The organism is Streptomyces sp. NRRL F-5630, assembly GCF_000719475.1.
GTDB lineage: Bacteria > Actinomycetota > Actinomycetes > Streptomycetales > Streptomycetaceae > Streptomyces.
Genome location: NZ_JOGO01000007.1, coordinates 173,848 through 189,853 on the forward strand (window position 1 = coordinate 173,848; position 16,006 = coordinate 189,853).

18 protein-coding genes and 1 pseudogene are annotated in these 16,006 nt (G+C 73.4%); 13 read left to right on the forward strand and 6 right to left on the reverse strand.

What is annotated here, in order from left to right:
• Nucleotides 1-15: 15 nt before the first annotated feature.
• Nucleotides 16-486, reverse strand: coding sequence for a GNAT family N-acetyltransferase (locus tag IF99_RS0105785; RefSeq protein WP_030995246.1), 471 nt, complete (start codon nucleotides 484-486; stop codon nucleotides 16-18).
• A 43-nt stretch (nucleotides 487-529) separates the two neighbouring features.
• Nucleotides 530-1,015: a DUF6314 family protein gene (locus tag IF99_RS0105790; RefSeq protein ID WP_030995247.1), complete on the reverse strand. Its 486-nt coding sequence runs from the start codon at nucleotides 1,013-1,015 to the stop codon at nucleotides 530-532.
• 100 nt (nucleotides 1,016-1,115) lie between these two features.
• Between IF99_RS0105790 and IF99_RS0105795 the strand changes: the two genes are divergently transcribed.
• The gene (locus tag IF99_RS0105795) at nucleotides 1,116-1,346 is read left to right on the forward strand and encodes a hypothetical protein (protein WP_030995248.1); all 231 of its coding nucleotides are present in this window, start codon (nucleotides 1,116-1,118) and stop codon (nucleotides 1,344-1,346) included.
• A gap of 51 nt (nucleotides 1,347-1,397) precedes the next feature.
• Nucleotides 1,398-1,652: pseudogene (locus tag IF99_RS0105800) on the forward strand (GNAT family N-acetyltransferase); the annotation flags it as partial.
• 50 nt (nucleotides 1,653-1,702) lie between these two features.
• Here the strand turns inward: IF99_RS0105800 and IF99_RS0105805 are convergent.
• The gene (locus IF99_RS0105805; RefSeq protein WP_030995250.1) at nucleotides 1,703-2,911 is read right to left on the reverse strand and encodes an alanine--tRNA ligase-related protein; all 1,209 of its coding nucleotides are present in this window, start codon (nucleotides 2,909-2,911) and stop codon (nucleotides 1,703-1,705) included.
• Nucleotides 2,912-3,415: 504 nt separating this feature from the next.
• Between IF99_RS0105805 and argC the strand changes: the two genes are divergently transcribed.
• From argC to IF99_RS0105840, 7 genes are all read left to right on the forward strand, one after another.
• Nucleotides 3,416-4,444 carry an N-acetyl-gamma-glutamyl-phosphate reductase gene (gene argC / locus IF99_RS0105810; protein ID WP_030995251.1) on the forward strand — a complete coding sequence of 343 codons (1,029 nt, stop codon included), beginning with the start codon at nucleotides 3,416-3,418 and terminating at the stop codon, nucleotides 4,442-4,444.
• Nucleotides 4,441-4,566 carry a hypothetical protein gene (locus IF99_RS35420; RefSeq protein ID WP_267882233.1) on the forward strand — a complete coding sequence of 42 codons (126 nt, stop codon included), beginning with the start codon at nucleotides 4,441-4,443 and terminating at the stop codon, nucleotides 4,564-4,566. Before argC ends, IF99_RS35420 begins: the two co-directional genes overlap by 4 nt.
• 6 nt (nucleotides 4,567-4,572) lie before the next feature.
• Nucleotides 4,573-5,724 carry a bifunctional glutamate N-acetyltransferase/amino-acid acetyltransferase ArgJ gene (gene argJ, locus IF99_RS0105820; RefSeq protein WP_030995252.1) on the forward strand — a complete coding sequence of 384 codons (1,152 nt, stop codon included), beginning with the start codon at nucleotides 4,573-4,575 and terminating at the stop codon, nucleotides 5,722-5,724.
• A 104-nt stretch (nucleotides 5,725-5,828) separates the two neighbouring features.
• On the forward strand, nucleotides 5,829-6,785 hold the full coding sequence (gene argB / locus IF99_RS0105825) for an acetylglutamate kinase (RefSeq protein WP_030995253.1): 957 nt from the start codon (nucleotides 5,829-5,831) through the stop codon (nucleotides 6,783-6,785).
• Nucleotides 6,782-7,993 (forward strand): acetylornithine transaminase, encoded by a 1,212-nt coding sequence (locus IF99_RS0105830; RefSeq protein ID WP_030995254.1) that lies wholly within the window; start codon nucleotides 6,782-6,784, stop codon nucleotides 7,991-7,993. The genes argB and IF99_RS0105830 overlap by 4 nt, the downstream gene beginning before the upstream one ends.
• A gap of 16 nt (nucleotides 7,994-8,009) precedes the next feature.
• Complete coding sequence (locus IF99_RS0105835; protein ID WP_030995255.1) at nucleotides 8,010-8,546, forward strand: arginine repressor; 537 nt, start codon at nucleotides 8,010-8,012, stop codon at nucleotides 8,544-8,546.
• A 79-nt stretch (nucleotides 8,547-8,625) separates the two neighbouring features.
• Nucleotides 8,626-9,351: a restriction endonuclease gene (locus IF99_RS0105840; RefSeq protein WP_030995257.1), complete on the forward strand. Its 726-nt coding sequence runs from the start codon at nucleotides 8,626-8,628 to the stop codon at nucleotides 9,349-9,351.
• A 62-nt stretch (nucleotides 9,352-9,413) separates the two neighbouring features.
• Here the strand turns inward: IF99_RS0105840 and IF99_RS0105845 are convergent, their stop codons facing one another.
• Together IF99_RS0105845 and IF99_RS0105850 are read right to left on the reverse strand one after the other, a co-directional pair.
• Complete coding sequence (locus tag IF99_RS0105845; RefSeq protein ID WP_030995258.1) at nucleotides 9,414-10,448, reverse strand: bile acid:sodium symporter family protein; 1,035 nt, start codon at nucleotides 10,446-10,448, stop codon at nucleotides 9,414-9,416.
• Between the two features lie 89 nt (nucleotides 10,449-10,537).
• The gene (locus IF99_RS0105850) at nucleotides 10,538-11,290 is read right to left on the reverse strand and encodes a L,D-transpeptidase family protein (protein ID WP_037826489.1); all 753 of its coding nucleotides are present in this window, start codon (nucleotides 11,288-11,290) and stop codon (nucleotides 10,538-10,540) included.
• 462 nt (nucleotides 11,291-11,752) lie between these two features.
• Between IF99_RS0105850 and IF99_RS0105855 the strand changes: the two genes are divergently transcribed.
• Complete coding sequence (locus tag IF99_RS0105855) at nucleotides 11,753-12,121, forward strand: DUF805 domain-containing protein (RefSeq protein WP_030995260.1); 369 nt, start codon at nucleotides 11,753-11,755, stop codon at nucleotides 12,119-12,121.
• Nucleotides 12,122-12,190: 69 nt separating this feature from the next.
• Here the strand turns inward: IF99_RS0105855 and IF99_RS0105860 are convergent, their stop codons facing one another.
• Nucleotides 12,191-12,781 carry a pyridoxamine 5'-phosphate oxidase family protein gene (locus tag IF99_RS0105860; protein ID WP_030995261.1) on the reverse strand — a complete coding sequence of 197 codons (591 nt, stop codon included), beginning with the start codon at nucleotides 12,779-12,781 and terminating at the stop codon, nucleotides 12,191-12,193.
• A 144-nt stretch (nucleotides 12,782-12,925) separates the two neighbouring features.
• Here IF99_RS0105860 and IF99_RS0105865 point away from each other — a divergent pair, with 144 nt between their 5' ends.
• The 3 genes from IF99_RS0105865 (at nucleotide 12,926) to IF99_RS0105875 (ending at nucleotide 15,928) form a co-directional block, all read left to right on the forward strand.
• Nucleotides 12,926-13,309 (forward strand): DUF488 domain-containing protein, encoded by a 384-nt coding sequence (locus IF99_RS0105865; protein WP_030995262.1) that lies wholly within the window; start codon nucleotides 12,926-12,928, stop codon nucleotides 13,307-13,309.
• Nucleotides 13,310-13,378: 69 nt separating this feature from the next.
• Nucleotides 13,379-14,815, forward strand: a complete 1,437-nt coding sequence (gene argH, locus IF99_RS0105870) for an argininosuccinate lyase (protein ID WP_030995263.1) — start codon at nucleotides 13,379-13,381, stop codon at nucleotides 14,813-14,815.
• Between the two features lie 141 nt (nucleotides 14,816-14,956).
• A complete protein-coding gene (locus IF99_RS0105875; RefSeq protein WP_030995264.1) occupies nucleotides 14,957-15,928 on the forward strand; it encodes an aldo/keto reductase in 972 nt (323 codons plus the stop codon).
• The last annotated feature ends 78 nt before the right edge of the window (nucleotides 15,929-16,006 follow it).

Here is a 16,006-nt window from a genome sequence, read left to right on the forward strand (position 1 = left end):
CCGGGCGGCGCGGGCTCATTCCAGCGGCAGGATCATCCACTTCCCCTGCTCCACCTCGTCGTACCCCACCGAGCGGTACAACTCCTGCGCGGTGCTCGTGACGAGCAGCACGCGCCGCACCCCGTACTCCTCCATCCGCGCCCGGACAGCGGCGAGCAGCGCCTTCGCGAGCCCCCGCCCCCTCGCCTCGCGGGGCACGTAGACGTCGCAGAGCCAGGCGAAGGTCGTTCGGTCGGTGACGACCCGCGCGTAGGCGCGCTGTTCGCGCCGCACGGTGCCCCCGGCGTCCGTCACGTCCTCGTACACCCCGAAGTTCAGCGAGCCCTCGGCGGCGGCGCGCTGCTTCTCCAGGCTGCGCCCGAGCGCCCAGTAGGCGTCCGTGGAAAGCCAGTGGTGGACGCGCTCGATGTCCACGAGGTCCGGCGCGTCCGAGACGTAGTGGCCGGGTGGGAGAGGGGCGGCGGGCAGGTCCGTGTACGTGGTCATGCGGGCAGTCTCGCAACCCCCGCGCGGCGCCGCCCAGCCGGTTTCACTCCGTGGACGGCCCCTCGCGGGTGTGCTCCGTGCGCAGCACGAGATCCTTCGCGGGCCCCGCGACGCGCCACACCACGTTCCACAGATCGGGGCCGCGCACGGTGAATTCGCCCCGGTAGAGGTCGAGGGAGCAGGGGTGGTCGGCGATCGCGTGCCCGGTGCTCAGGTCGATGCCGTGGAAGAAGCGCCCGTCGTCGAAGGTGACCCGCGCGGCGCCCGTGCCCGGCGGGTCGGGGAGCCAGCGCAGCGTCCGGTAGGCGGGGCGGGCGACGTCGTCCCACGTGAAGACGCCCTCCTCGTGGTGGCGCAGCCCGCCGCCGGGGAGCGCCGTGAAGTCCGCCGTGCCCGTGAAGTGCCCGCGGGTCCCGCTGTGCCGGTCCTCGGCCGTGCGCGCGACGTGCCAGCGCCCCGCGAGGAAGGCGAACAGGTCGGGCACGGGGGTGGTGGCGGGGGCGGGCGGCTCGGGCGGGGCGTCGGACATGCCCCCTTCCTACTCCAGGGACACGAACGCGTGCCACTCCCCGGCCTCTTCCCGCGCCTCCGCCCGGCGTTCCCCGTCCGTCACGGGGTACCCGCCCGGCATGGACACCGAGAACACACAGGACCACGTCCTGCTCAGCGCGGACACCAATGGCGACGGCAAGCCCGACGTGTGGATGACGGACACCACGGGCGACGGCAAGGCCGACCTCTACCAGTTCGACACCACGGGCGACGGCACGGTGGACATCACCGTCACCGAGGAGGACGGCGCGGCGGAACGGCGGCACGTGCTGGAAGGCGACGGCGGGCACCCCCTCCCCGACGCCTGACGCCCCGCCGGGCCCCCTGTCCCGCCGGATCCCTCGCCGCACCGCCCCGGCTGGGCCGAGGTGTTCGGTTTCTACGGGCACCCGGACGGCTGGGGGAGCGGCGTGGCCGGGGCGCTCATGACCCGTACGCTCGACCGGCTCCGCGCCGCCGGGCACACCCCTGTCCACCTCTGGACGCTGCGCGAGGCCCCGCGCTCACGCCGCTTCTACGAGGAGAGCGGCTACGCGCCGACCGGGGCCGAGCGGCCCTACGACTTCGGTGACGGACGGCCGCTGCCCCAGGTCGAGTACGCGCGCGAGTGCTGAGCGCGCGGCCCCGGTGGCTCGCCCGCCGGGGGCGCCACGGGGGCCGCGCCTCAGTCGCCCTCGGGAGCCCCGTGCTCCTCCCGCAGGCTCTCGACGAGGTCGCGCGGCAGACCGTGCGTGTCGTGCAGGTAGTGCAGGTCGGTCTCGTCGAGCGGCCTGCGGAAGCGCGGCCCGGCGAGCACACGGCGGCCCCGGTCGAGGAGCGAGCGGAAGCGGGTCTCCTCCTCGGCGAGGGTCCCCAGCACCCTCCGCACCGTCTCCGGGTCCTCGCCCTGCCCGAAGTGGCCGAGCGTCCCCGTCACCAGCTCGCGGGGCAAGTCCCCGAGCCCGGAGGAGGAATCGGCCCGCCACAGCGTCGTGAGCACGCGCCGCACGAGGCGCCGCAGTACGTACCCGCGGCCCGTGGCGGCGGGCCGTACGCCGTCGCCGATGACGACGACGGCCGAGCGCAGGTGGTCGCTCACCAGTCGCAGCGAGGTCTCGTCGAGCCCCCACAGCGAGGGGAGCAGCCGCCGCCACGGCTCGAAGACGTCGCCGTCGAAGACAGAACGTTCTCCCTGGAGCAGCGAGGCGAGGCGTTCGAGCCCGAGGCCGGTGTCGATGTTGCGCTGCGGGAGCGGGACGAGGGAACCGTCGGCGAGGCGGCGGTGGCGCATCATCACGTGGTTCCATACCTCGACCCAGCGCTCGTCCCCCGTGGGCGTCGACTCGGGCGGCCCGTCCCCGGTCCACAGGAAGATCTCCGAGTCGGGACCGCAGGGCCCGGTCGGCCCGTTCGACCACCAGTTGTCCTCGACGGTCCGCTCGACGGGCACGCCCAGCCGCTCCCACACCTCCAGCGAGGCGAGGTCGGGGCCCACCTGTCCGTCGCCGCCGAAGACGGTGGTGTGCAGGAGCCGCGGAGCGATCCCGAGCCCGTCCGTGAGGAGTTCGTACCCCCACTCCAGGCTGCGCGGACCCTCGTAGTCGCCGAGCGACCACGTGCCGAGCATCTCGAAGACGGTGAGGTGGGTCGGGTCCCCGACCTCCTCCAGGTCCGTCGTGCGCAGGCACCGCTGCACGTTCACGAGCCGCCGCCCGAGTGGGTGCGGACGGCCTTCGAGGTACGGGGTGAGCGGATGCATCCCGGAGGTGGTGAAGAGAACGGAGTCGTCACCGGGCGGCGGCAGCAGCGTCGAGCCGGTGATCCGGGCGTGGCCGCGCTCCTCGTAGAACTCGGTGAAACGGCGGCTGATCTCATCGGTGGTGAGCTTCTCCACGGCGGGGCTCCTTCGCGGTACGGGTGCCGGAGCACGGACCACGGGAGACGCACGCCTCGCACGAGCGCGAGGAACCACCGGGGACCGTGTTCCGGTCGCCGGTGGGAATGAGGGGGGTACGTCAGGCGGCGGCGACCGGGGAGCGGGGCGCTCGCGCGGTCGCGGTGGTGCATCGGCCGGTGACGTTCATGAGACCGAGGATAACGCGGTGACGAGCGGAGCGACGGGTGCTTTTCGTCGCGCGCGGAAGGGGGAGCGGGAGCCGGTGGCGAGCGCCTGCCCCCCGAACGCGAGTGGGCGCTCCCGGGCGCCTTGTCCGCGCGGAGGGGCGCTCCCCGACCCCCTTCGGTATTAAGGTGAGGCTAACCTAAGCTCATGCGGTCGGCGAAGGTGTCCGCTCCGGCCGCACCTCCGTGCGCCCGTGCGTGCGCCCGCTCCGCCCCTCTTTTTATTGCATACTTCTGCGAGTGAATGTATAGTCATGCTCTCAGGTAGGAGGTCATCATGACGGTACGCGCGGCGGTCGCCGGAGCCAGTGGATACGCGGGCGGAGAGGTGCTGCGCCTGCTTCTCGCCCACCCCGAGGTGGAGATCGGCGCGGTCACGGCGAACTCCAACGCGGGTCAGCGCCTCGGCGCCCTCCAGCCGCACCTCGCGCCGCTCGCCGACCGCGTGCTCGAAGCGACGAGCGCCGAGCGCCTCGCCGGGCACGACGTCGTCTTCCTCGGGCTCCCGCACGGCCAGTCCGCCGCCGTCGCCGAACAACTCGGCGACGACGTCCTCGTCATCGACATGGGCGCCGACTTCCGGCTCAAGGACGCCGCCGACTGGGAGACCTTCTACGGCACCCCCCACGCCGGCACCTGGCCCTACGGCCTCCCCGAGCTGCCCGGCGCCCGCGCCGCGCTCGCCGGCACCCGCCGCGTCGCCGTGCCGGGGTGCTACCCCACCGCCGTCTCGCTCGCTCTCGTCCCCGCCTACGCGGCCGGGATCGTCGAGGACGAGGCCGTGATCGTCGCCGCCTCGGGCACCTCCGGCGCCGGCAAGGCGGCCAAGCCGCACCTGCTCGGCAGCGAGGTCATGGGCGCGATGTCCCCGTACGGCGTCGGCGGCGGCCACCGGCACACGCCCGAGATGATCCAGAACCTCAGCGCCGTCGCGGGCCACCGCGTCACCGTCTCCTTCACCCCCACCCTCGCCCCCATGCCGCGCGGCATCCTCGCCACGTGCAGCGCCAAGGCGAAGCCGGGCGTCGACGCGGCGCGGCTGCGCGACACGTACGAGAAGGCGTACGCCGACGAGCCGTACGTGCACCTGCTGCCCGAGGGCCAGTGGCCGAACACCGGAGCCGTGCTCGGCTCCAACCACGTGCAGCTCCAGGTCGCCCACGACCCCGCCGCCGGGCGCGTCCTCGTGCTCGCCGCGATCGACAACCTCGCCAAGGGCACCGCGGGCGGCGCGATCCAGAGCATGAACCTCGCCCTCGGCCTCCCCGAGACCACGGGCCTGCCCGCCGCCGGGATCGCGCCATGACCCGTACCCCTCCCGCGTCCCGGACCGCGCCCCCCTCCGGTGCCCCCCTGATCACCCTTCTGACGAACCGGCTGCGGGCCGCCCTGCGCACCGCCGCGCGGAACAAGCCCAAGGAGACCTGAGACACCGTGAGCGTCACCGCACCCCAGGGATTCACGGCGGCGGGCATCGCCGCCGGGATCAAGTCGTCGGGACAGCCCGACCTGGCCCTCGTCGTCAACCAGGGGCCGCGCCTCGCCGCCGCAGGGGTCTTCACGTCCAACCGCGTCAAGGCCGCCCCCGTCCTGTGGTCCGAGCAGGTCCTCAAGGGCGGCCAGGTCTCCGCCGTCGTCCTCAACTCCGGCGGGGCCAACGCCTGTACGGGCCCCCAGGGCTTCCAGGACACCCACGCGACCGCCGAGCGCGCCGCCGGGGCCCTCGGCCACAACGCCGGCGAGATCGCTGTCGCCTCGACGGGCCTCATCGGCGAACTCCTGCCCATGGACAAGCTGCTCCCCGGCGTCGACACCGCCGTCGCCGCGCTCAGCGAGCACGGCGGGGAGAAGGCCGCCCTCGCCATCAAGACCACCGACACCGTCCACAAGACCTCCGTCGCCCAGCGGGACGGCTGGAGCGTCGGCGGCATGGCCAAGGGCGCGGGCATGCTCGCCCCCGGCCTCGCTACGATGCTCGTCGTCCTGACCACCGACGCCGACCTCGACAGCGCCACGCTGGACCGCGCCCTGCGCGCCGCGACCCGCGTCACGTTCGACCGCGTCGACTCCGACGGCTGCATGTCCACCAACGACACCGTGCTCCTCCTCGCCTCCGGCGCGAGCGGCACGACGCCCGCGGAGGAGGAGTTCGCCGAGGCGGTGCGGGAGGTCTGCGCCGACCTCGCCCGCCAGCTCATCGGCGACGCCGAGGGCGCGAGCAAGGACATCCGCGTCGAGGTGGTCAACGCGGCGACCGAGGACGAGGCCGTCACGGTCGGCCGCGTCATCGCCCGCAACAACCTCCTCAAGTGCGCCGTGCACGGTGAGGACCCCAACTGGGGTCGCGTCCTCGCCGCGATCGGCACCACCGACGCCGCCTTCGAGCCCGACCGCCTCAACGTCGCCATCAACGGTGTGTGGGTCTGCAAGAACGGCTCCGTCGGCGAGGACCGCACCCTCGTCGACATGCGCTACCGCGAGGTCGTCATCACGGCGGACCTCGCCGCCGGGGACGCCTCGGCCGAGATCTGGACCAACGACCTCACCGCCGACTACGTCCACGAGAACAGCGCGTACTCCTCATGAGCGCGCCCCGCCACGAGAGCCCGGCGAGCCGGTCGGGCGAGCCGGGCGACGGGAGCCCGACCAGTGAGCCCGGAGAGCCGGGCGACGAGAGCGAGACGAGTGCCGTGACCCAGCCCGCCGCCGGTGCGACCCGCAAGCACACGGCCCTCCCCAAGGCGCAGACCCTGATCGAAGCCCTGCCCTGGATCACCCGCCACCAGGGCAAGACCGTCGTCATCAAGTTCGGCGGCAACGCCATGGTCGACGAGGAGCTGAAGGCCGCCTTCGCGCAGGACGTCGTGTTTCTGCGGCACGCCGGGCTCCGCCCCGTCGTCGTGCACGGCGGCGGCCCGCAGATCAACGCCCAGCTCGACAAGGAGGGCCTGGTCAGCGAGTTCCGCGCGGGCCTGCGCGTCACGACGCCCGAGGCCATGGACGTCGTGCGGATGGTGCTCGCCGGACAGGTCCAGCGCGAGCTGGTCGGGCTCCTCAACCGGCACGGCCCGCTCGCCGTCGGCCTCACCGGCGAGGACGCGCACACCATCACCGCGACGAAGCACTTTCCGCGCGTCGAGGGCGAGTTCATCGACATCGGGCGCGTCGGCGAGATCACCGCGATCGACACGGGCGCCATCGATACGCTGCTCGACGACGGCCGTATCCCCGTCGTCTCCTCGATCGCCCGCAGCGCCGACGACGACCACGTCTACAACGTCAACGCCGACACCGCCGCCGCCGCCCTCGCCGCGGCCCTCGGCGCCGAGACCCTCATGGTGCTCACGGACGTCGAGGGACTGTACGAGGACTGGCCGCACAGCGACGAGGTCATCAGCCGCCTCACCGCGAACGAGCTGGAGAAGCTGCTGCCCGACCTGGCGAGCGGCATGGTCCCGAAGATGGAGGGCTGCCTGCACGCCGTCCGCAACGGCGTCCGCACCGCCCGCGTCATCGACGGACGCGTCCAGCACTCCATCCTCCTGGAGATCTTCACCGACGAGGGCATCGGCACGATGGTCGTGGACGACGACCAGCGGGCCGTCCCGGCCACCGCCGGGCCCGCCACGGAAAGGCAGAAACCGTGACCGCCACCGAGCAGCCGCACCCGCTGACCGGGCGCTGGCAGCGCACCCTGATGAACAACTACGGCACCCCCCGCCTCGCACTCGCGCGCGGCGAGGGCGCCACCCTGTACGACACCGCGGGCCGCGCCTACCTCGACTTCGTCGGCGGCATCGCCGTCAACGCGCTCGGCCACGCCCACCCGGCGGTCGTCGAGGCCGTCAGCGCACAGATCGCCTCGCTCGGCCACATCTCCAACTTCTTCGTGGCCGAGCCGACCGTCGCCCTCGCCGAGCGCCTCGTGGACCACGCGGGCCGCTCCGCCCGGGTCCTCTTCTGCAACTCCGGCGCCGAGGCCAACGAGGCCGCCTTCAAGATCGGCCGCCTCACCGGCCGCCGCCACATGGTCTCCACCACGGGCGGCTTCCACGGCCGCACCATGGGCGCCCTCTCGCTCACGGGCCAGCCCGGCAAGCAGGACGGCTTCGCCCCGCTCCCCGGCGACGTCACCTTCGTCCCCTACGGAGACGCCGAGGCCCTGCGCGCGGCCGTCACCGAGGAGACCGCCCTCGTCATCATCGAGCCCCTCCAGGGCGAGAACGGCGTCGTCGTCCCGCCCGCGGGCTACCTGCGCGCCGCCCGGGAGATCACCCGCGCCACCGGCACGCTCCTCGTCCTCGACGAGGTGCAGACCGGCATCGGGCGCACCGGCCACTGGTACGCGCACCAGGCCGAGGAGGGCATCGACCCCGACGTCGTCACCCTCGCCAAGGCACTCGGCGGCGGCCTCCCGCTCGGCGCGGTCCTCGCCTTCGGCGAGACCGCCGGCCTCCTCACCCCGGGCCGCCACGGCTCCACCTTCGCGGGCAACCCCGTGGCCTGCGCCGCGGGGCTCGCCGTGCTCGACACCATCGAGAACGAGCACCTCCTCGACCGCGCCAAGCGCACCGGGGAGCGGCTGCGCGAGGGAATCGAGCGACTCGGGCACCCCCTCGTCGGCCACGTCCGCGGGGCCGGGCTGCTGCTCGGTATCGTGCTCACCGAGCCGCGCGCCCCCCAGGTGCAGCAGGCCGCCCAGGACGCCGGACTCCTCGTCAACGCCCCGGCCCCCGACGTCGTACGGCTCATGCCACCGCTGAACCTCGGCGAGGCCGAGGCGGACGCCTTCCTGGCCGCGCTCCCTGGGGTGCTGGACGCGGCGGCGGGAGAAGGGACGCACGCGGGCCGATGAGAGTGGGACGACGACGATGAGTCAGGCGCAGGACAACGAGCAGGGCGGGCCCGCGGTGCCGCAGACGCGCACCGCGCGGCACCGCAGGATCGTGGACATCCTCAACCGGCAACCGGTGCGCTCCCAGAGCATGCTGGCGAAACTGCTCGCCGACGACGGACTCACCGTCACCCAGGCCACCCTCTCCAGGGACCTGGACGAACTCAACGCGGTGAAGATCCGCAACAACGACGGCGACCTCATCTACGCGGTGCCGAGCGAGGGCGGCTTCCGCACTCCGCGCGCCCCGCTCGGCGAGTCCGCCAAGGAGGAGCGGATGCGCAGGCTCTCCGCGGAACTCCTCATCTCCGCGGAGGCCAGTGCCAACCTCGTCGTCCTGCGCACCCCACCGGGTGCGGCCCAGTTCCTCGCCTCCGCGATCGACCAGGCCGAACTCCACGACATCCTCGGCACGATCGCGGGCGACGACACGCTGCTCCTGATCAGCCGCGACCCGGCCGGGGGCCAGCAACTCGCCGACCACCTGCTGCGCCTGGCGCAACGCGTGGGCTGAACCTCCGTCACATGATCATGAAACCCGCCCCCGCGGGCACACGACCGTCACAACGGACGTACGGCGAGGGGCGGGTTTCATGGCTTACAGCAGGCAGCCGACGCAGGTACGCACGCGTGGGACCCTCCTGGCGCTCGGCCTCGCCACCGCACTCGTCGGAGCGGTGGGACTCCTCTTCCTCCGCCTCGCCCGCTGGGCGGGAACGCACCCCGGGCCCGCCGCGCTCCTGACGGTCCTGTCCCTGCCCCTCCTCTACGCCTTGGTACGAGGCATGCCCCGCGCCCGCGAACTGCGCCGCGCCGCCCGGGCGGGGATGGCGGAGGCCGACGCGGAATCGGTGGCGGCGGAGCCGACGGTGGTCCTGCCCCCGAGCGGCCCGCAGGGGGACGACCTCACCCTGCCCCTGCCCGAGACGACACTCGACCTCACCCCGGACGCCTTCGAGGAGGCGGTGGCGGACCTGTGCCGGCGCGACGGCTGCCGGGACGTCGAGGTGGTCGGCGGCGCGGGCGACCTGGGCGCGGACGTCCTGGCCACGGCCCCGGACGGGCGCCGCGTCGTCATCCAGTGCAAGCGCTACGCCCCCACCCACAAGTGCGGCTCCCAGGACCTCCAGCGCTTCGGCGGCACCTGCTGGACCGTCCACGGCGCCCAGCTCGCCGTGATGGTCACCACCAGCACCTTCACCGACCCGGCCAAGGAGTACGCGGAGATCTGCGGCATCCACCTGATCGACGGCGCGGCCCTGGACGCCTGGACCAACGGCACGGGCCCGGCACCGTGGGGACCCGCTTGGGTCTCATGACGCCTCGGCGACCCGCGGAGGGCCGGTGAACGGCTCGCCGCACGGTCTCGCGGGGGAGGCGGTCAGGAGGCGGTTTCCGGCACGGGAGGTGTGGCCGGTTCGCCGTCCGTGCCGTCCCGGCGGCGCGAGCGGTGGGCCATGACCGCGGCGACGAGCGCGCCCGAGATGTTGTGCCAGACCGAGAAGACGGCGGCGGGCAGGGCGGCCAGCGGGCTGAAGTGGGCCGTCGCGAGCGAGGCGGCGAGACCGGAGTTCTGCATCCCGACCTCGAAGGCCATGGCGCGGCTCGCGGGCGGGCCGAGGCGGCTCAGCTTGCCCGCGCCGTAACCGAGCGCGAGCCCCAGGCCGTTGTGGAGGACGACGGCGAGCAGGACGGTCGCCGCCGCGGACTTGATGCTGTCGGCGCTCGCCGCGACGACGGCCGCGACGATCGCCGCGATCGCGACCGAGGAGAGCCACGGCATGACGCCGAGGACGCGCGTCACGATCCGTCCGGCGACGAACCGTACGAGCAGCCCGCCGAGCACGGGGAGCAGCACCGTCTTCAGGATGTCGCCCACCATGGCGCCCGCGTCCACGGGCAGATACGTACCGGCGAGCAGGAGCGTCAGAGGCGGTGTGATGAGCGGGGCCAGCACGGTCGACACGGTCGCGACCGAGACGGAGAGCGCCACGTCGCCGCGCGCGAGGAAGGTCACCACGTTCGAGGCCGTCCCGCTCGGCGCACAGCCGACGAGGATCACCCCGGCCGCCAGCTGGGGGGACAGGCCCAGGAGATGGGCCACCAGCCAGCCGAGCCCCGGCATGATCACGTAGTGCGCCACAAGGCCGATGAGGACCGCCCAGGGACGCCGCGCCACCCCCTTGAAGTCGAGCGGCGTCATCGTCAGCCCCATGCAGAACATGACGACGCCGAGCAGGTACGGCACGTTCGCCGACCACCCGTCGAAGGCGCCCGGGGCGAGCAGCCCGGCCGCGCCCGCGAGCAGGACGAGGACGGGGAAGACGGTGACGGCGAGCTTGGCGGCGCGGTCGGCGGCGGGGGAGGGAGCCGTGGCGTCGGGCGGTGTCTGTGCGGTGGGGACGCGGGATCGCATTTGCCAAGGCAACTGCTGTGTCTCGCATTGTCGCAAGCCCGTCTCACGATGTGGGCGGCCGGCGTCGCGGCGGCCCCTCCCCGCGCCTTTCAGTACCGCGTCACCCTCGTGGCCCCCTCCTCCGTCCCCACCGCGAGCCGCGCCCCCGGCCGCACCCAGCGCAGCAGTGCCCGCATCGTCGCGGACGGGACCGAGACGCAACCTGCCGTGGCGCCCTTGCCGTCGACGTGGAGGAAGATGCCCGCGCCGCGCCCACGCACCGGGTGCCTGTAGTTGAAGTCGGTGACGAGGGTGTGCGCGTACTGGACCGGGTAGTCGGCCAGGCGCTCCGACTCCTCGGCGCGGCAGTCGGCGGCGCGGGGCTCGCTCCAGCGGTTGTACGCGCGCGAGGCGTTGTCCTCGCACCACCACGAGCGCGGTGTCACGGGGCGGTACGGCAGGCGGGTGCCCTCCGGGGCGGCCTCGTTGCCGAAGGCGAAGGGGAGGCCGAAGAGGCCGGTCGGGGTCGTGTTCGTGCCCTGCTCGCGGCGCGTCCCCTCGACGAGCCCGCCCGCGCCGAACCGGGCGGCGGCCCGTCCGCGCTCCCGCCACGCGCCGTCCGCGCGCCGCTCCCACCACGTGAGCGTGCCGCGCGTGGACCGGGTGTCGGGGGCTGTGGCGATGAGCAGTTGGCGCGCGCCCCCGGTGTCGGCGAGGCGGGCGGGGAGCGGGGCCGCCTCGGCGCGCGGTGCCGCGGGAGGGTGGGCGGCGTGCGCGGAGCCGGTGGACGGGCCGAGGAGCAGCGCTGGGAGGGCGCCGAGAGCGAGGGCGGTGGCGGCGCGGGTGCGCGGGGCGGGGCTCATGCGGCAGAAGGTAGGGGGAGCGGGCGAGGGCGGCAGCGCGGCGAGGTCTGCCCGGGTGGCGGAGGGGCCTGGGGGTGGTCCCGTGGCTCCGGGGTGCGAAGGCGGCGCCCGGCCGCCGGGAGCGGCGTCAATCAGGGCAACCCGGCTAATTCGCATAGTTGTTTGACGTGTCCTCTCGCGCGCCCTTACTCTCCCCTTACGTGATCAGCACGTGAGCGGCCGCTGTCCGCACACGTGTCGGGGGTTCCGTTTTCTTCGTCGCGCGCGTGTGCCGCCGCGTCCACCGCGTGGGCGCCGAGCCGCTCCGCCGCGTCGGAACACGCCCCCGCCTTCGCCCCGTCGCCCGGCCAGTCCCCGGCCCGGTGACACCCGGCGACCGCTGACGCGTCCCGCTCATCGTTCACCGCACGCGTGTCCGTCACGCGCTCACGCAGGGGCCCGCGCCCCGGGGGGTTTCACCACATGCACTACTACCTCGACGTCTTCAAGAAGTACGCCCAGTTCAGCGGCCGTTCCCGCAGGGCCGAGTACTGGATGTTCTGCCTGTTCAACGCCATCGCGCTGGTGATCCTGCTCGTCCTCTCGCTGGCCGTCGCGAAGTTCTTCTACGTCCTGTACGTCCTCTACCTGCTCGCCATCATCGTTCCGTCGCTCGCCCTGACGTGGCGCCGACTGCACGACACCGGCCGCTCCGGCGGCTGGTTCTTCATCTCCTTCGTGCCCGTCATCGGCGGCATCTGGCTGTTCGTCCTCACCGTCCTCGAGGGCGACCGGCAGGCCAACGCGTTCGGCCCCGACCCGAAGGCCCCCGCGGGCATGCCCCAGTACTGAGCCGCACCCGCGCGTCGCGCGCACGCACACGGGCCCGTCCCCTCCTCGGGGGCCGGGCCCGTTCCCGTGTCAGCCCGCGGGCGTGGGCGGCAGGGGGAGCGGGAGTCCGGGCAGCCCGTCGATGCTCCGCGCGATGTGGTCCTTCTTCCCGAAGTACGCGTCGAGCGAGGCGTCGTCCTCGCGGGCGAAGCGCCGCGCGTGCAGGTCGCGTTCCTCTTCGTACGCCATGAAGGGCACCGCGTAGCCGCACGTGTCCCTGATCAGCTCGGCGTGCACGACGATCACGGCGCGCAGTCCGTGCGTGCTCGGGTCCACGGCGTCGAAGCGCGCCACGAGGCCGGGGAAGCGCGGATCGTCGCGGAAGACCGCCTCGCCGTGACCGTGGACCCGCACGATGTTCGGCGGGCCCTGGAAGGCGCACCACATCAGCGTGATGCGCCCGTTCTCGCGCAGGTGGGCGATCGTCTCCGCGTTGCTGCCCGCGAAGTCGAGGTACGCGACGGTGTGCGCGTCGAGCACGGCGAACGAGCCGCGCACACCCTTGGGGGAGAGGTTGACCGTGCCCTCCTCGGAGAGCGGTGCCGTCGCCGTGAAGAACACCGGCTGTTCCTCGATGAACGTGCGCAGACGGCCGTCGATGCGTTCGTAGGTCTTTCCCATGGTCCGATTCTTCCTCGCGCGCGCCCGCGAGGGCAGGGTTTTCCCGCGCGCACCGGTGATCCGGCGGGCGGGGACGGGGGTTCTCGCCGCGCGCGACGGTGAGAGGTGCCCCAGCATGGTGTGCGGAAGCGAAGGGAGCGCGGCATGGGGCGCGAGGCGGCGAGCGAGGTGCGGGTACGGCGGGCCTACGACCCTCCGGAGGCGGCGGACGGACACCGCGTCCTCGTGGACCGGCTCTGGCCGCGCGGGCTCTCCAAGGAGCGCGCGCACTTCGACGAGTGGCTGAAGTCCGTCGCGCCGAGTGCCGGACTGCGCAAGTGGTACGGGCACGACCCTGCCAGGTTCGAGGAGTTCGCAGACCGCTACCGCGCCGAACTCGCCGACCCGGCGCACGAGGAGGCGCTCGCCCGGCTGCGTACCCTCGCGAAGAAGGGCCCGCTGACGCTGCTCACCGCGACCAAGGACAGGGACCACGCGCACACCCGGGTGCTCGCCCGGGAACTCGGGGCCGCCGACGAGGCTGATTGACGAATCATGCATGAGTCTGCATACTCATGCATACGTAGTCCGATCATGCCGCGCGAGGAGCACACAGCAGTGAGCAGCAACAACGGCGACGTCCGTCTCTGGGGCGGCCGCTTCGCCGACGGCCCCGCCGAGGCCCTGGCGAAACTCTCCGCCTCCGTGCACTTCGACTGGCGCCTCGCGCCGTACGACATCGAGGGGTCGCGTGCCCACGCCCGCGTGCTGCGCGGCGCCGGTCTGCTCACCGAGGACGAGCTGACGCGGATGCACAAGGGGCTCGACCGGCTCGCCGCCGACGTCGCCGACGGCAGCTTCACCGGGACCGTCGCCGACGAGGACGTGCACACGGCGCTGGAGCGCGGCCTGCTGGAGCGCGTGGGTCCCGACCTCGGCGGCAAGCTGCGCGCCGGGCGCTCGCGCAACGACCAGATCGCCACCCTCTTCCGCATGTACCTGCGCGACCACGCGCGGATCATCGGCGGACTGATCGCCGAGCTCCAGGACGCGCTGGTCGGGCTCGCCGAGGCGCACCCGGACGTCGCCATGCCGGGCCGCACCCACCTCCAGCACGCGCAGCCCGTCCTCTTCGCGCACCACGTCCTCGCCCACGTCCAGCCCCTGTCCAGGGACGCGGAGCGGCTGCGGCAGTGGGACGAGCGCACCGCCGTGTCCCCGTACGGCTCCGGCGCGCTCGCGGGCTCCTCGCTCGGCCTCGACCCGGAGGCCGTCGCGGCCGACCTGGGCTTCGAGCACGGCTCGGTCGCCAACTCGATCGACGGCACCGCCTCCCGCGACTTCGTCGCCGAGTTCGCCTTCGTGACCGCGATGATCGGCGTCAACCTGTCGCGCGTCGCGGAGGAGATCATCCTGTGGAACACGAAGGAGTTCTCCTTCGTGACCCTCCACGACGCCTTCTCGACCGGCTCGTCGATCATGCCGCAGAAGAAGAACCCGGACATCGCGGAACTGGCGCGCGGCAAGTCGGGGCGCCTGATCGGCAACCTCACGGGCCTGCTCGCCACGCTCAAGGCGCTCCCGCTCGCGTACAACCGCGACCTCCAGGAGGACAAGGAGCCGGTCTTCGACTCCTGCGACCAGTTGGAGGTCCTCCTCCCGGCCTTCACCGGCATGATCGCGACGCTCACCGTGCACCGCGAGCGCCTGGAGGAGCTGGCCCCGGCCGGCTTCTCGCTCGCGACCGACATCGCCGAGTGGCTCGTCAAGCGCGGCGTGCCCTTCCGCGTCGCGCACGAGGTCGCGGGCGCGTGCGTCAAGGAGTGCGAGGCGCACGGCATCGAGCTGGACCAGCTCAGCGACGAGCAGTTCGCGAAGATCTCCCCGCACCTGACCCCCGAGGTCCGCGAGGTCCTCAACGTCCCCGGCGCCCTCGCCGCCCGTGACGGACGCGGCGGCACGGCCCCCTCGGCCGTCGCGACCCAGCTCGCCGAGATCAAGGAGGACCTGGCCGCGCAGCACGCCTGGGCGCGGGCCAAGCAGCCGCTGGTCTGAGGCCGGGCTCCGCCGGGACGGCCACGAGCCGGGTCGGTACGCGACGCGTCTTCGCACGGCGTTACGTTGACGGGGGCGCCGCCTCCCGGGCACACCACCCGGAGCGGCGCTCCCGTCGCCGTCCCCCGCCAAGGAGCCCCCGTGTCGTTCGCCCGCCTCGCCGCCGCCCCCACCCCCGTGTCCCGGATCGGCCTCGGCCTCGCCGCCGTCGGCCGGCCCGGCTACCTCAACCTCGGCCGGGACCGCGACCTGCCACCGGGCCGGAGCGTCGAGGACCTGCGCGCCCGCGCGCACGACCTGCTCGACGCCGCCTACGAGCAGGGCGTGCGGTACGTGGACACCGCCCGTTCCTACGGACGCGCCGAGGAGTTCCTCGCCGGATGGCTCGCCGCGCACCCGCAGGCCACCGACCTCGTCGTCGGCAGCAAGTGGGGCTACACGTACACGGCGGGCTGGCGCACCCGGGCCACCTCGCACGAGGTCAAGGACCACGCGCTCGCGACGTACGAGCGGCAGGTCGCCGAGACGAGGGACCTGCTCGCAGACCGCCTCGATCTCTACCAGATCCACTCCCTCACCCCCGAGAGCCCCGCGCTCACCGACCGTGCCCTGCACGAGCGCCTCGCCGCGCTCGGCGCCGAAGGCGTCACGATCGGCTGCTCGGTGAGCGGACCGGACCAGGCCGCGACGATCCACGCGGCACTCGCCGTCGAGGTCGCGGGCCAGCCACTCTTCCGGACGATCCAGGCCACCTACAACGTGTACGAGCGCGGCGCGGGCCCCGCGCTGGAGGCCGCGCACGGTGCCGGGCGCTCCGTCCTGGTCAAGGAGGCGCTCGCCAACGGGCGGCTCGCGGGCGAGGCCGCCCCACTCGCGGTGCGCGGGATCGCCGAGGAACTGTCCACGACGCCGGACGCCGTCGCGCTCGCCTTCGTCCTGCGCGCCCCGTGGGTCGAGGTCGCGCTCTCGGGCGCGGCGACGGTCGGTCAGCTCGACACCAACCTCCGCGCGCTCTCGATCCCGCTCGACGAGGAGCGGCTCGAACGGCTCGACGCGCTGGGCCAGGACCTGGGGGAGTACTGGCGGACGCGGGCCGCGATGCCCTGGCAGTGATGGTGCCCCCAGTGGCGTGGCCGCCGCGGGGTGCTCCGGGAGCGGGCCGACGGAGGGGCGGGGGGCCGAGGGGGTGGG

Bases quoted from the DNA above. Each gene is read 5' to 3' on its own strand.
- IF99_RS35420 (WP_267882233.1), top strand. From the start codon at position 4,441: ATGACCCGTACCCCTCCCGCGTCCCGGACCGCGCCCCCCTCCGGTGCC.
- argC (WP_030995251.1), top strand. From the start codon at position 3,416: ATGACGGTACGCGCGGCGGTCGCCGGAGCCAGTGGATACGCGGGCGGA.
- IF99_RS0105790 (WP_030995247.1), bottom strand. From the start codon at position 1,015: ATGTCCGACGCCCCGCCCGAGCCGCCCGCCCCCGCCACCACCCCCGTG.
- IF99_RS0105855 (WP_030995260.1), top strand. From the start codon at position 11,753: ATGCACTACTACCTCGACGTCTTCAAGAAGTACGCCCAGTTCAGCGGC.
- IF99_RS0105840 (WP_030995257.1), top strand. From the start codon at position 8,626: ATGGCTTACAGCAGGCAGCCGACGCAGGTACGCACGCGTGGGACCCTC.
- IF99_RS0105850 (WP_037826489.1), bottom strand. From the start codon at position 11,290: ATGAGCCCCGCCCCGCGCACCCGCGCCGCCACCGCCCTCGCTCTCGGC.
- IF99_RS0105860 (WP_030995261.1), bottom strand. From the start codon at position 12,781: ATGGGAAAGACCTACGAACGCATCGACGGCCGTCTGCGCACGTTCATC.
- IF99_RS0105835 (WP_030995255.1), top strand. From the start codon at position 8,010: ATGAGTCAGGCGCAGGACAACGAGCAGGGCGGGCCCGCGGTGCCGCAG.
- IF99_RS0105785 (WP_030995246.1), bottom strand. From the start codon at position 486: ATGACCACGTACACGGACCTGCCCGCCGCCCCTCTCCCACCCGGCCAC.
- IF99_RS0105795 (WP_030995248.1), top strand. From the start codon at position 1,116: ATGGACACCGAGAACACACAGGACCACGTCCTGCTCAGCGCGGACACC.
- IF99_RS0105865 (WP_030995262.1), top strand. From the start codon at position 12,926: ATGGGGCGCGAGGCGGCGAGCGAGGTGCGGGTACGGCGGGCCTACGAC.
- IF99_RS0105845 (WP_030995258.1), bottom strand. From the start codon at position 10,448: ATGCGATCCCGCGTCCCCACCGCACAGACACCGCCCGACGCCACGGCT.